The sequence below is a fragment of the Streptomyces sp. a15 genome, from assembly GCF_059026085.1.
In genome coordinates this window covers 1-13771 of sequence record NZ_JBWLKM010000048.1, presented here as the reverse complement: position 1 = coordinate 13771, position 13771 = coordinate 1, and the positions used below count along the sequence as shown (strand labels likewise).

At 68.1% G+C, this 13771-nt stretch carries 12 protein-coding genes and 2 pseudogenes; 8 read left to right on the top strand and 6 right to left on the bottom strand.

Translation table 11 applies throughout. From position 1 onward, the window contains the following. Nucleotides 1-2: 2 nt before the first annotated feature. Together AC5P09_RS34430 and AC5P09_RS34425 are read left to right on the top strand one after the other, a co-directional pair. Nucleotides 3-390, top strand: a pseudogene (locus AC5P09_RS34430) (CoxS/CutS family dehydrogenase iron-sulfur subunit); the annotation flags it as partial. Next, nucleotides 385-744 (top strand): XdhC family protein, encoded by a 360-nt coding sequence (locus AC5P09_RS34425; RefSeq protein WP_493877680.1) that lies wholly within the window; start codon nucleotides 385-387, stop codon nucleotides 742-744. The pseudogene AC5P09_RS34430 and the gene AC5P09_RS34425, both read left to right, overlap by 6 nt. 277 nt (nucleotides 745-1021) lie before the next feature. On the opposite strand, the pseudogene AC5P09_RS34420 reads toward AC5P09_RS34425, so the two are convergent. Then, nucleotides 1022-2218, bottom strand: a pseudogene (locus AC5P09_RS34420) (RNA-guided endonuclease InsQ/TnpB family protein). A gap of 152 nt (nucleotides 2219-2370) precedes the next feature. Between AC5P09_RS34420 and AC5P09_RS34415 the strand changes: the two are divergent. From AC5P09_RS34415 to AC5P09_RS34405, 3 genes are all read left to right on the top strand, one after another. Then, entirely contained in the window at nucleotides 2371-3231 is an 861-nt protein-coding gene (locus AC5P09_RS34415; protein WP_493877635.1) for an SAM-dependent methyltransferase, read from the top strand. 485 nt (nucleotides 3232-3716) lie between these two features. Next, the gene (locus tag AC5P09_RS34410; RefSeq protein WP_493877634.1) at nucleotides 3717-4394 is read left to right on the top strand and encodes a response regulator; all 678 of its coding nucleotides are present in this window, start codon (nucleotides 3717-3719) and stop codon (nucleotides 4392-4394) included. A gap of 1480 nt (nucleotides 4395-5874) precedes the next feature. Further along, nucleotides 5875-7131, top strand: coding sequence for an amidohydrolase family protein (locus AC5P09_RS34405; RefSeq protein WP_493877633.1), 1257 nt, complete (start codon nucleotides 5875-5877; stop codon nucleotides 7129-7131). Between the two features lie 1173 nt (nucleotides 7132-8304). Here the strand turns inward: AC5P09_RS34405 and AC5P09_RS34400 are convergent. Both AC5P09_RS34400 and AC5P09_RS34395 read right to left on the bottom strand, forming a co-directional pair. Next, nucleotides 8305-9030, bottom strand: coding sequence for a DUF6081 family protein (locus tag AC5P09_RS34400; RefSeq protein ID WP_493877632.1), 726 nt, complete (start codon nucleotides 9028-9030; stop codon nucleotides 8305-8307). 61 nt (nucleotides 9031-9091) lie between these two features. Continuing rightward, entirely contained in the window at nucleotides 9092-9814 is a 723-nt protein-coding gene (locus AC5P09_RS34395) for an SDR family NAD(P)-dependent oxidoreductase (RefSeq protein ID WP_493877631.1), read from the bottom strand. 19 nt (nucleotides 9815-9833) lie between these two features. Here AC5P09_RS34395 and AC5P09_RS34390 point away from each other — a divergent pair, with 19 nt between their 5' ends. After that, nucleotides 9834-11024, top strand: a complete 1191-nt coding sequence (locus AC5P09_RS34390) for an IS110 family RNA-guided transposase (protein ID WP_493877630.1) — start codon at nucleotides 9834-9836, stop codon at nucleotides 11022-11024. A gap of 46 nt (nucleotides 11025-11070) precedes the next feature. Further along, on the top strand, nucleotides 11071-11196 hold the full coding sequence (locus tag AC5P09_RS34385) for a hypothetical protein (protein ID WP_493877629.1): 126 nt from the start codon (nucleotides 11071-11073) through the stop codon (nucleotides 11194-11196). Here AC5P09_RS34385 and AC5P09_RS34380 read toward each other — a convergent pair. Beyond that, nucleotides 11153-11680, bottom strand: coding sequence for a hypothetical protein (locus tag AC5P09_RS34380; RefSeq protein WP_493877628.1), 528 nt, complete (start codon nucleotides 11678-11680; stop codon nucleotides 11153-11155). The genes AC5P09_RS34385 and AC5P09_RS34380 overlap by 44 nt on opposite strands. Nucleotides 11681-11819: 139 nt before the next feature. On the opposite strand from AC5P09_RS34380, the gene AC5P09_RS34375 reads away from it, so the two are divergent. After that, nucleotides 11820-12431: an ATP/GTP-binding protein gene (locus AC5P09_RS34375; RefSeq protein ID WP_493877627.1), complete on the top strand. Its 612-nt coding sequence runs from the start codon at nucleotides 11820-11822 to the stop codon at nucleotides 12429-12431. 182 nt (nucleotides 12432-12613) lie between these two features. Here the strand turns inward: AC5P09_RS34375 and AC5P09_RS34370 are convergent, their stop codons facing one another. Continuing rightward, nucleotides 12614-12841, bottom strand: coding sequence for a hypothetical protein (locus AC5P09_RS34370; protein ID WP_493877626.1), 228 nt, complete (start codon nucleotides 12839-12841; stop codon nucleotides 12614-12616). A gap of 142 nt (nucleotides 12842-12983) precedes the next feature. After that, nucleotides 12984-13771, bottom strand: a 788-nt coding sequence (locus AC5P09_RS34365; RefSeq protein ID WP_493877625.1) for an IS701 family transposase, incomplete at its 5' end; no start/stop codon positions are given.

Sequence of the window (13771 nt, the reverse complement as noted above, 5' to 3'; positions counted from 1 at the left end):
CGATGGCCCCTTCGACGACCAGCATCGTCACGTTGCACACCAACAGCGAGAAACACACACTGCTCTTCGACAACCGCACCACGCTGCTGCTCGACGCTCTGCGCGAGTCCTTGGGGCTGACTGGCACCAAGAAGGGCTGCTACCCAGGACAGCGTGGTGCCCCGCACCGTCCTGCTCGACGGGCGCCGAACCATTTCCAGTCCGCAACTCGCGGTGGCGGCCGAGGGCCGGGAGATCACCGCTGCCGGATTGCTGGTGGCCGTCTAGCGGCTGCACCAGCGGGTGCGGCAGGCATTCCTCGACCTGGACGGCCATCAGCACGGCTACCGCACGCCGGGACAGATCTGCTCGGCCGCCGCGATGATCGAGGAACACGCGACCGGCGTGCCCCGCCGCCCCCTGCCGCTCCGGCCCGACCGGGTCCTGACCGCGGGGGCTCCCGATGCTTTACATCGCCGAAGAGTTGAGCAGTTGGATCGAAGCGGCCCGGACCTTCGCCGTCGCCACCGTCGTACCGGTGAGCGGCAACGGCCCGTACACGCCCTGCGCCGCCCTCGCGTGTGCCCGTCCGCTCTGCTGGCCGCCGCCCGCGGTGAACCAGCAGCACTCGTCCGGGTGGTGCGCGGCCCCGCCGACAAGGTCGGCACCGCCCTCCTCGTGCGCCCCGACGGCTCGTACGAGGGTGGACTCGACGGCCCCCGGAGCTGGACCGGTCGGCGGCAGCCAAGGCACACGCCCTGCTGAAAGCGGTCGGAGCGGCACGCTCGACCTGTCGGAGGACGACTCGCCCAGGCCCGGCAGCCTCACCCTGTTCGTCGAGTCGTACGTGCCACCACCGTGATCGCCTTCGGCGCGATCGACCACGCAGCCGCACTCGTCCGCAGCGGCAGATTCCTCGGCCACCACGTGAACGGTCAATGTCGCCCGCCCGTCCTCACCCCCGCCCGGAAGCCCGGAAGCCCGGAACCCCACGAAGAACGGGAAAGAGATTGACTTCCCCCCTCGTAAACGAGGGGGATTCCTACGGCTCGCGCCGTGGGGGTTTCTGCTTCATCGCCGACTGCCCCGTCCGGGAGGACTCCCGTTGTGGTCTTACACCGGCTCCACAGACAGACACCGCCAGCCCGGCGGCCAGAATGTTCTTCGCGGCGTTCACGTCCCGGTCGTGGACCACGCCGCACTCACACGTCCACGTACGGACGTTGAGCGGCAGCTTCGCCCGGATCGTGCCGCAGGCACCGCACAGTTTCGAGCTGGGGAACCAGCGGTCGACGACCACGAGTTCCCGCCCGTACCAGGCGGTTTTGTACTCCAGCATCGTCCGCATGTCGCTCTACGCCGCGTCGGAGATGGCGCGGGCGAGCTTGCGGTTCCTGACCATGTTGCGGACGGTCAGGTCCTCGATCACGACCGTTTGGTTCTCACGGACGAGCCGAGTGGTCAGCTTGTGCAGGAAGTCCCGGCGCCGGTCGGCGATCCGGGCGTGGACGCGGGCGACCTTCCGGCGGGCCTTGGCCCGGTTGGCGCCATCACCCTTGGCCTTGCGGGACAGTTCCCGCTGGGCCCTGGCGAGCCGGATGCGGCCCTTGCGCTCGTGCTTCGGGTTGGTGATCTTCTCCCCGGTGGAGAGGGCCACCAGGGACGTGATCCCCGCGTCGATGCCGACCGCATTCGTGGTGGGCGGGGCCAAGGTGGTCGTGTCGTCGCAGAGCATCGACACGAACCAGCGCCCGGCCGCGTCCTGGGACACGGTCACCGTGGACGGCGTCGCGCCCTCAGGGAGCGGCCGGGACCACACGATGTGCAGCGGCTCCGCCATCTTGGCGAGGGTCAGCCTGCCTTCACGGAAGCGGAAACCGCTGGTGGTGTACTCGGCGCTCTTGCGGGACTTCTTCCGCGACTTGAAGCGCGGGTACTTCGCGCGCTTGCCGAAGAAGTTGGTGAACGCCCCCTGCAAGTGCCGCAGCGCCTGCTGGAGCGGAACCGACGACACCTCGCCCAGGTAGGCCAGTTCCTCGGTCCTCTTCCACGCGGTCAGCAGCGTGGAGGTCTGGGTGTAGTTAATCCGCTCCTGCCGCGTCCATGCCTGCGTACGGGCGTCGAGCGCCATGTTGTAGACCTTGCGCACGCATCCGAAGGTGCGCGACAGCTCAGCTGCCTGCGCATCCGTCGGATAGAAGCGGTACTTGAACGCCCGCTTCACGTGGTTCGTGGCCATGCTCACAAACTAGAGCCACTACTGGTCAAGTCCAAATCTGCGAGTCAGAGCACTGCGATCCACCCTGGCGGCGAATCCCAGCCCCCTGCCCTGCTCCGCAGGAGTCCGATTCCTCCCCGGCCTGAAGGCCGGGGTTTCCTCGGAGGTATCCGATGAACGAACACACCATGCCGACCACTGGGGCGGCCGACTCACACGCCGACTACCTGCTCGGAAGCTCGGACTTGGAACACCGGCGTCTCATGCTGCAGGCGCGGATTCTGCGTTCCTCGACGGATCGCTTCCTGCGCCTGGGCGGTCTGAGGCCCGGGATGTCCGTCCTGGACCTCGGTTCGGGGATGGGTGACGTCTCGATGCTGGCCGCCGAGATCGTGGGACCGCGTGGCCGGGTCCTGGGCATCGACCGCGACCCGGTGACCACGGACAAGGCCCGCCGCAGGGCGCGGAACGAAGGCTTCGACGGAAGCCTTGAGTTCGAGGTCACCGAACTCGACGACTTCGACACCACGGAGCGTTTCGACGCCGTGGTGGGCCGCTACGTCCTGCCGTACCAGAAGGACCCCGCCGTCACACTCCACCGGTTCGCCCGTTTCCTGCGGCCGGGCGGGATCCTGGTGTTCCACGAGTTCGACTTCGGCGTGCAGAACCCCACGTGGCCGCCGGTCCCGCTGTGGGACGACAGCTACCAACTCCTCACCAAGGTGTACGAGGCCACCGGAACGCCGCCGGACTTCGGGCGACGGCTGAACCGCGCCTTCCTCGATGCCGGACTGCCCAGCCCGACGGTCGAGTGCCAGGGGCCGGTCGCGGCGGGCGCGGACTCGCCGCTCTTCCCATGGCTGGCGTACTCTCTGCGCGTCCTCGAACCGGTGCTGGCGAAGGTGGGCCTGTCCCTGCCCGCTGGTCTCGTCGCCGACGACACCCTGGAGGACCAGTTGGAGAAGGCCGTGCTGGAACAGGGCAGCCAGGCCCTCGGCGTACTGCAGTACGGCGCCTGGACCCGAGTGCCATGAGACACGGCCGGCAGGAACGGGCCGAAGTCGAGGGCTGGTTCCTCCCCGGAAGCCGACGGAGCGGCCTCCACGGAGAGGTCGCTCCGCCCTAGGCCGCCGGCCGCCTGCATGGTCCTGGTCGGTGCCAAGGCAATCACCAGGTCGGCCACTTGCCCCGTGGCTTCGCATTCGAGAGCTGATGGTCGCGGGGATGGTGCGGCCACGCGACCTGCATGCCCTCCCCGACGGTCTACGGCGGCTGCGCGCCGCGTGGCAGGGGACGCCCGCTAGCGATCAACGGCGAAGCCGGCTGATGACGCAGAAGACCTCAGCCCGTGGCCGGTGCCCGCGGCGGCCGGAGCCGCTCGCGCCGGAGCGGACGCCGAGGGCCGGTTCCGCCTGGACGTACGGCTGCCGGCGCCCACAGCCGAAGCACAGGCGGCCGACACGCCATCACATCGGCCCGGGACAGCGTCGCGTGCGACCGCCACACAGAGGAGGCAGAGATGACCGTCCGCATACTGCTCGCCGACGACCAGACCCTCGTCCGCTCCAGTTTTCGCATTTTCCTCCAGTCGGAGCCGGACATCGAGGTCGTCGGGGAAGCCGCGACGGGCCGCGAGGCGGTCGACCTGGCCCGCAGCACCCGCGCCGACGTCGTCCTGATGGACATCCGGATGCCCGACATGGACGGCCTCGCCGCCGCCCGCGCCATCACGGCCGACGAGGACCTCGTGGGCGTACGGGTGCTGATCCTGACAACCTTCGAAGCCGACGAGTACGTCTTCCAGGCGCTGCGCGCCGGGGCCAGCGGGTTCCTCGGAAAGGGCGTGGAGCCCGCCGACCTCCTGTACGCCATCCGGTTGATCGCCCGGGGGGAGGCACTGCTGTCCCCCAGGGCGACCAAGGCCCTCATCGCCCGCTACCTCGCTGTACCGGACCCCACGAGTGTTCCGGCGCCGGAGCTGAAGACCCTGACCGCACGCGAGAGGCAGGTACTCGGCCTCGTCGCCGCCGGCCTCTCCAACGACGCCATCGGGGAACGACTCCACGTCTCGCCCTGGACCATCAAGACCCACGTGAACCGCATCATGGCCAAACTCGGCGCCCGGCATCGTGCCCAACTCGTCGTGATCGCGTATCAGTCCGGCTTCGCCGGTCCTGGCATACGAGCGGGCACATGACACCACAACGCCACGTCGGCCCGGCCGCTGCCTGCGGACGCCCGCGCCCGGCTGATGCGCCTGACAGAGAAGGCACGCACCATGCGCTCCATCGCCCTGACGGCGATCGCCGAGTTCGCGGCCGAATGCACCGCTCACCTCGGCAAACGTCGCATGGAGCAGCCCTGCGCAAGTCACCGGTCCCCGAGAGATCACCCACCCCACGTCGACCGGTGAAGCCGTCCCCTACCGAACCTGACGAAAAGGCAAGACTCGAGGCGCGGGTGTTTCGTTGGCCTTCAGCGACGCGGAGATCGAGCGTCAGCGGCTCGTGGCCGGAGTACGGGCCCAAGATTGGGAGCGGGGCTGTGGGTCGTCGCCGGAGTCGTCCACCGTGACAGCGTCCGCCGACGCCACGCCACCGGGCCGCCCGCCGAGAAGGGGCCCGCGCGCACCTACCAGATGTCTGCGACGGCGAGGAGGATGTCGTCGGCGGTCATCCCGGACGAAGGGTTCTTCAGGCTCCTGTGCGCCGCACCCTCGGTGGGTTGCCGTACCTCACGCCCGGTACCCACTTCATGCCGGTACACCTCCAGGACGCGCTCGCGATTGCGTGGTGCGCGTCCGACCGCTGGGCACCATGCTCCTCAACTCCGCCCATCCTCCTCCGGGATCACACCCGAAGCCTTGCTGACCGGACTGCTGTCCGCTACCTTCGTTCTCGTAACGGACGACTGTCCGGTTAGGTCGTCCATCACGGGTGGCCGCATACGGCGTGGACACCGGTGGTCTGCGCGACCGGCACGCGTAGGTGCGCGTCTGACCTGTTCAGCCCCGGTTGTGCCGCGCCCCCACCACATCCGTCTGCAGGACCGTCCTGACGTGTTCCAGATCCGCGAAAGAGGACTGATCATGCCTTCGGATCCCTCATCGACGACCAGTACCGCCGCCCTGGGCATCGACGGCGAGAAGGACATCCCGTCCGTCGACCACCGCACCCCCTGCTCCACTCCCTGCGTGAAAGGCTCGATCCGGCCAAAGCAAGGAAGAGCTGCGACCAGCGGTAGGCGCGCCCCCACCCCGCTGGAGAGCGACAGGACCTACGTGGTCCTGCGCAACCGTCCTTCCCACACGGCCGTGTCCTCGGCCTTCAGGGTGCCTTGGAACGCTTCTTGAGCAGGGGGCGTGTGCGCGGCGTCAGGCAAGTCCGCCTGACACGGCTGAGCCACACGTCGACGGGATCCGATGTCGCCGTCGCCCTTACGCCACAGGCCACTTTCACCAACGAAATGCCTTACTGCTCGCACGCCACGAACCACCAGCGGCACGTCTTGCCTTGCCCACCCCAGCCCTGCCGAGACAACGGAGACGAACCATGAATCTGCCTCGCCGAAACCTGCTGACCGGGGCAGCCGCAGCCGCAGCCACTCTGACCGCATCGCCGGCGGCCGCGGCTCCCGGCGGAAGTCGACCCACCGGCTCAGCACATGCGGCGCAAGAGATGAGCCGTGGCATACCGAAGGGCCGCATCCTGATCCGCAACGGCCACGTCATCGACACCGAGCCCCAGCCGGTCGCCCACGCCCACACCGACGTCCTGATCGAGGAGGGCAGGATCACCGCCGTCGGGCGCAACCTCCGCCCCAAAGGCGCGATGGTCATCGACGCCACCGACCGCATCGTGCTCCCGGGCTTCGTGGACACCCATCGGCACGTGTGGCACTCAGCGCTGCGCAGCGCGGCCATCGACATCGATCTCGGCGCCTACTTCCGCCTTCTGGGGCAGGTCGGCCCGAAGTTCCGGTCGCAGGACGTGCACATCGCGACCCTGGCCGGCGCGCTGGAGTGCCTCGACTCCGGCATCACCACCCAGCTGGACTTCGCGCACATCGCGTACTCGCCGGAACTCGCGAACGCCGCCGTCGACGCACTGCAGTCGGCGGGGCTGCGTGCGGTCTTCGGCTACGGCACCCCGGTCAACGTCACCGGGGGCGGGAAGCTCGCCGACGTCCGCCGGATCCGCGAGCGTCTGGCCGACGACAACGCGCTCGTCACCATGGCGTACGCCCCGCTCGGCCCCTTGTCCACCCCGATGGAGACGGTGGCCAAAGACTGGCGCATAGCCGACGAGCTGGACCTGCCGCTGACGATCCACCTCGCCAGCAGCCCCGCCAACGAACATCCCATCTTCGCCCTGCGCGAGGCCGGCCTCCTCCGCGAGAAAACCCTCTACGTCCACGCCAACGGCATCGGCGACGACGAACTGAAGCTGATCGCCGACTCGGGCGCCACCGCCTCGGCCACGCCCGGCGACGAGGCAGGCCGCCTACGACGCGCCGGTATCACCACCGGCACCGGCATCGACACCGTCGCCTTCGCCCCCGGCGACATGTTCTCCACGATGCGGGCAGCACACCTCGCCGGCCAGATCGCCGAAGACCCCGGGCTGACCGCCAAGGACGTCCTGCGGATGGCCACCCTGGACGGTGCCGCCGCGATGGGACTGGCCGACCGCACCGGCTCGCTGCGCCCCGGCAAGCAGGCCGACGTCATCATGCTCCGCCTGGACGACCTCAACATGCTCACCGCCGAGCGCGACCCCATCGGGGCCGTGGTCACGGAGGCACAACCGCACAACGTGGACACGGTCCTCGTGGCAGGCAAGGTCGTGAAGGCCGGAGGCAGACTGGTCCACGCCGATCTCCGCCGTACGGGCCGGGCCCTGCGCGCCACCGCGGCCGCGATCAACGCTCGCTGACGGGAAGCCACCACCGCCGGCCCGGACCGCAGGGACCTTGAGGGAGTCGCCTGAACAGGCCGTTATCGGCGACGAGTTCGCCGAAAACGGCCCCGGATTCGTCGCGCGTTCGCAAGGGCTCCCGGGGGCGATTCGCCTTGGGCAGACGTCTTCGGGGGCCTGGGTTCATGCTGCGGACTGGTGGGCGATGGGTCTGACACCTCGGACGTAGCCGAAAGTACAGGCACTCGTACAGCAAGGACGACGCCTCGGCAGGGCCCGTCGGCGCGCGACGACGCGGTAGAAGCCCGCCATCCGCGTTCGTCACAGTCTTCGGCCCCGTCTCCGTGGAGTCTTCGCTGCGGTGCACGCGGCCGTTCGCCCGATCGCGGACTGAGCGGCGGTGGGGTGGAACAGTCGGCGGCGGACGCGTCGAGTGCATGCTGCTGAGGCCAGGGTCGCCCGTACCGTAGCCGCCGGTTTACTGAGGTTCTCAGGGTGGGGTCGGTAGGTCGACAGCCAGGCCGGTGGCGGTGAGGCAGCCGTCGGTCAGGTGGGATCGGAGGGCGGGCCCGCGTCTCCGTGCCGGGGACACGACGCTACAGCGGCCGACCGCGTCGGCCTCGGACGCAGTTGGACTACTCGGCCGGCGCGCTCACGACCCTCGTCAGGTGGAGGCATCGGCTGAGGCTCGTTCGGCCAGGAGTGTCTTGCTCAAGTCGCCTCAACGGCGACCGAATTCGATTCGATGGCACCGGCGACGCACTCTTGCGATGCGAGGTGGTTTGGTAACCTACTGATCCTGCCTTCATGAAGCCGACGACGAACGCCACCGGCTGTGGTCGGCCGACACGACACGTCGGAACGCCTGCTCCAGCAGGTCCATACCGTCGCAAACGCTGCGGACGAAATCGACTGGGCCATCTCGACCGACCCGATCCGCCACCGACGCCCGGGGTAAAGGGGCCGTAGCGGCAGAACAGCAGGGCGAATCGCCCTGGCAGAGCCTTCTCGCCCACCTGGCGGAGGTGGTGCGGGAGGTAAGGGCCAGGGCCGTTCGCGCGGCGGGTTCACCAGCACAAACCCCACCTGAGCGCCGGTGGCCGCTGCCGCCCGTTGTCCGAAGCCATCCTCGTCCGTCCCGGTCACGTCCCGATTCAGAGGTGGTTCACCAGGCCATGCACCTCGCTCGGTTCAGCTGCGGACGCGGAGGTCGCGCCAGTTGGCGGTGAGTCCCTGTCCACGCAGGGACGTGCTGGCACCATCTGCAACCTGGTGCACGGTGAAGATGCCCATGCCGATCTTGAGCGACGCGGGGAGCTCGGTGACCAGCTCTTCGTGAACGGTCTTTCCGTCCATCTGCCAGGTGATCCGTTTGACGGCAGTGTCGATGGTGATCTCGCAGTGGTGGAGCTGTCCGGGCGTCGCGGAAGGGCCGAACAGCGGGTCGCTCACCACGCGGGTGAAGGGTGAGGTCACCCCGTGGTACGCCAGGCGTTCGGTGATCGCGAACGCGGTCTCGCCGCTCGTGCACAGGTCGTAGACCCAGCCGTTGACCGGGTCGCAGAGCACGAAGGCCGCAAAGCCGTCTCGGTAGTCGTACGCCGTCGCGTTGATCGCCTCGGCTGCGATCGAGGCGGAGAAGCTGATCCTGCCCGCCTCGGGCAAGGCGAAGTCCTCGGTGGAGAGCACGAGGAACTTGCAGTTGTCGGCCATCTGGACGGGGTGGCTCTGGGTGAACTGGTCAATGGCGACCCGCACGCCACCATCGCCGAACGTGACCTTGGCTCCCGGCTCATCGGCGACGAACGTCGCGCCGTCGGGGAGTGGGAAGCTCAAGTGGAACCAGCGGGTCATGTCCAGGGTCGGCCCCTCGAAGCCGTTGTAGACGATCTCGTGTCCGGTGTCGGTGCTTTTCATGGTTGCGTCTTTCCTTTCGCGCTGACGGTCTGGCTGGGACGGGGGTCGAACCGGCCGGTCTTCACCAGGCCACCGCACCGTGACGGTCGCGGAAGGTCCCGGTCGGTCCGTCCGCCCCGATGGTGGCGAGTTCGACGATCGCGTCGGTCCCCTCGGTGACTGTCTGCGGGCCGCTGTGCCCGTTGAAGTCGGTCGCGGTGTAGCCCGGGTCGACGGCGTTCACTTTCACGTCCGCCCAGGCCTTCGCGTACTGCGTGGTCAGCATGGTCACGGCAGCCTTCGACGATGTGTAGAGCGGCGCGACGGGCTTCGACTCGACGCGCTCGGGGTCGTGGGTTGCCGCAAACGACCCCATACCGCTCGACACGTTGACGATGACCGGGCTCGCGGACTTGCGCAGCAGGGGCAGGAACGCGTGGGTCACCCGGACGAGCCCTATGACATTGACCTCGAACACCGCGTCGGCGTGAGCGGCCGTAATCTGATCGGCGGGGATGTGGGGTTCGTAAACTCCTGCGTTGTTGATGAGGACATCGATGCCCCCCTCGTGAGCCGGGGGTTCAGGCGGTCCTACCTTGTTCGTGGGTTGGACGGGCCGTCGTAAGGTCCAGAGGCCCAGAGACACCGGGTATGGCTTCCAAGCGGTTGCCCTCGATGGTTCTATCCACCTGGCCGCCCGGTGTCTCACGACGACTCGGCCGCTGATTAGGAGCTGCGAACGCCTTCGAGCGGATCGCTGAGTAGGACCACGCCGGCGAGGTCGTCCGGGAGGACAGAGCGTCATCGAACGACCGGAGGAACTGGTGGCCCAGATCTGGGCAGGTACGGACATCGGCAAGACCCATCACCACTGCGTGGTCCTCAACACCGAGGGCGAACGGCTGCTGTCGCGGCGTGTCCTGAACGACGAGCCGGAGCTGCTGGACCTGCTCGTCGACGTCCTGGCTATCGATGAGGACGTGGTCTGGGCGGTCGACGTCGCCGACGGAATGGCCACACTGTGGATCAGCGTGCTCCTCAACCACGGCCAGCACCTCGTCTACATACCCGGCCTCGCGGTCAACCGGGCCTCGGCCGGCTACCGGGGCATGGGCAAGACCGATGCCAAGGACGCCACGGTCATCGCCGACCAGGCCCGGATGCGCCGGGACCTGACCATCCTGCGACCGGACGACGAGCACTCCATCGAGCTGCGCGTCCTCACCAACCGCAGGACCGACCTGACAGCCGACCGCACCCGCCGGATCAACCGCCTTCGCGGTCAACTCACCAGCATCTTCCCGGCGTTGGAACGAGCTCTTGATCTTGGCAACCTCGGGCCTCTGATTCTGCTGACCGGCTACCAGACCCCGGCCGCCCTGCGCCGGACCGGTGGGAAACGGCTGGTGGCCTGGCTGCGCAACCGCAGCGTGCGCAGCCCCGAAGCCCTGGCCGAGACCGCGCTGGAGGCAGCCGAGCGCCAACACACCGCGGTCCCGGGGGAGAAGATCACCGCACAGGTGATCCACGCCCTGGCCAAGGAGGTGATGAGCCTCAACGAGCAGATCAGCGAGATCGACAAGCTCATTGCGGCCCGGTTTCGCGAGCACGAGCTCGCCGAGGTGATCTCCAGCATGCCCGGCATCGGCCCGCTGCTGGGCGCCGAGTTCCTCGCGGTCACTGCCGGCGATATGAGCCGCTACGGCACAGCCGACCGCCTCGCCAGCCTCGCCGGAGTCGCCCCCGTCCCACGCGACTCTGGCAACATCAGCGGAAACCTGCACCGCCCCCGGCGCTACAACCGCGGCCTCCAACGCGTCTTCTACACCTCCGCGCTGATCAGTATCCGCAGCTGCGACCAGTCGCGCCGCTTCTACGAACGCAAACGCGCCGAAGGCAAGCGACACACCCAGGCCGTCCTCGCCCTGGCCCGCCGACGCGTGAACGTCCTGTGGGCCCTCATCCGTGACGGACAGTGCTACCAAAGCAACCTCCCCGTCACCACGGCAGCTTGACAACCTCATTAGGAGGTGGATCGTCGAGCGCCTCTTCGCCCACCTGATGCGCACCCGCCGCCTGGCACGCGACTTTGAGCGCCGCACCACCAGCGCCGAAGCGATGATCTACTGGTCGATGACCCTGCTCATGACCCGCCGCCTCGCCCGGCCACACCCTGAGCGAGCGTGAACCGGCCCGCCTGCCGCTCGGCCAGCCAGCCCCGCGCGACCAGACGCTTCGCCTTCGACCGCAGCGCCTCCACCCGGGCCGGCACCACGTCCATGCCGAACACGGCGGCCATCTCCTGGCAGGTCAGCGGACCTTGATGAAGCCGGTCCCGGTCCGCGACCGCCTGCAGAATGCGCTGGTAGTCCACCGAGAGCACCGACCAGGCCAGCCCCTCATGCCACACCGGCACCTGCGACTTCGACCTCGCCGCCTGCCGGGACGTCGAGCCCGCGACCGGTCCGGAGACGACCTCCTCGACAGCGATGCTGCCGCCGTCCGGAGCCAGGACCGTGCCCACTCGCCTGCGGGCGATCACCCACTCCTGCCATTCCTCCTCGGCCGCGGCCAACTCGGCCTGGATGCGATCGGCTTCCTCACGCAACCCCTCGACACGACGACGAGCAGCGAGCTCGTGCTGTTCCAGCAGTCCGACCACCGACGGCATCCGCGACCTCCCGGGGAGCGACGACACGACACGCCACCACTCCCACTGAATCGCCGACCCTATGCCTGACCAGCGAAAACATCGCCCTCAGATTCGGAACAACAACAGCTTCTAATCCCCCCAGGGCTCCACTGGCTCGATGCCTCCGCAAGAGGCCTGTCAGGCACCAGTGGGCCTGTCTCACAACGCACGAAAGGCATCTGAGCATGCGACGGTACGTTCTCACTGGCACGCCCGGCGCGGGCAAGACATCGATTCTGCGGTGCCTGGCAAAGCATGGCTACGAGGTGTCGAGGAAGCCGCGACCGCAGTCATCGCACGAGCGCAGGCTCAGGGCGAGGGCGAGCCGTGGACACGGGCATCCTTCATCGATGAGGTCGTCGATCTGCAGAAGCGACGGCAGTTGGGAGCCTCCGCCACAGACTCTGTCCAGGTGTTCGACCGGTCGCCGGTCTGCACACACGCGCTCGCGAACTACCTGGGACGGCCGGTATCCCGTGCGCTGACGGCGGAGATCCAGCGGATCACTGCCGAGGAGATCTACGAGCGGCAGGTGCTCTTCGTCCGCAATCTGGGATTCTGTGAGCCCACCAGTGCCCGTCGGATCAGCTTCCAGGAGTCGCTGGTATTCGAGAAGATCCACGAAGAGAGCTACCGCGCGTGCGGCTTCGAGCTCATCGACATCCCTGCTGGCGACCTGACCGACCGTGTCGCCGCGGTCAGCTCGGTGATCTCGCGGCCCGACTCATGAGCGACACCGGTCGTCATCCGTTCGCCGGTGGCGTCTCGAGACCTGGTGCCCCTGATCCATGTTCGTCACGACGGCCATACAGGCCCAAGGCCACCAGGGATCAGAAGCACGCACTTACGCGGCTTGAGGACGGTCGTCCGCTTCTGCGTCGGCCGTTCCAGGTCGCGCAGCCGGTGAGCCACTCAAGGGATCAGCGCGGCGATCAATAGGGCGAGGGGCAGGAAGATCAGGGGAGTTGCCATCAGCCAGCCCATGCGCGAGGACGTTTTCGCACCGATAAGGATGCAGAACGGTGCCATGAGGAGCACGTAGAAGAAGAACACTGCCCAGATGATGACGCCTGCGCCCGACCCCACGATGCCCTCCTGGCGGTACCTGCCGCGTGCTCGCGCCAGCTGCTGTGCGGTCACCCACACAGCAGCTATTTGAACACGTTCAACTTTACAGCTCTAGTAGGACTCCGTTAGGTTGCTCTGGCTCTTCCGCTTGGGCTGGTGGCGGATGTTCTGGGCAGAGGGCGGTGGCAGGTGGTGCAGGTGCCGGTCCAGCAGTTCAGCAGGTTTTGGATGGTGTCGAGGATCTGGTAGAGGGTGAGTCCGCTGTATCGGCTTTTGGGGCCAGGCGCTGTTCGGTGAGGAACGCGTGGGCGGCGGTGACCAGGGTGACATGGTGGTGCCACCCCGCCCAGGAACGTCCCTCGAAGTGGTCCAGGCCGAGGGCGTGCTTGAGTTCGCGGTAGTCGTGCTCGATGCGCCAGCGGATCTTGGCCAGACGGACCAGTTCGGCCACCGGGGTGTCGGCGGGCAGGTTCGACAGCCAGTAGTCGGTGGGTGCTTCGGCGCCCTCGGGCCACTCGGCCAGCAGCGTGACCTCGGGCAGGACGCCGTCCCACAAGCCCTCCTGCGCAGTGGCGGCGGCCTGGGCCAGGCGGCGGGACCGGACACCGGCCGGCCGCACCCGCAGCGCCAGAAAGCCCGAGCTCATCGGCCCGCGGGAGCCTTCACGCCAGGTCACCTCGGTGAACGCCTGTCGCCCGTGACCAGCGGCCAGAACGGACACAGAGGACGGCTTGTCCCGGTAGCGGGGCTGCGGCTTGCGGCCGTTGCCGGACCACACCGGGGCGGTGGGCTGCGCGTTGTGCGGGTGCACGGTCACGTCCGAACGGACGGCCACGACATAGCCGATGGCCCGCTCGCTCAGGCCGTCGCGGAAGTCGGCGTTCTGCCCGTAGCCGGCGTCTGCCACCACCACCGGCGGCACCAGCCCCCACCCGGCCAGCTCGTCGAGTGTGTCCAGGGCCAGGCGCCACTTCTCCCGGTGCCCGACCTCATCGGGCACCT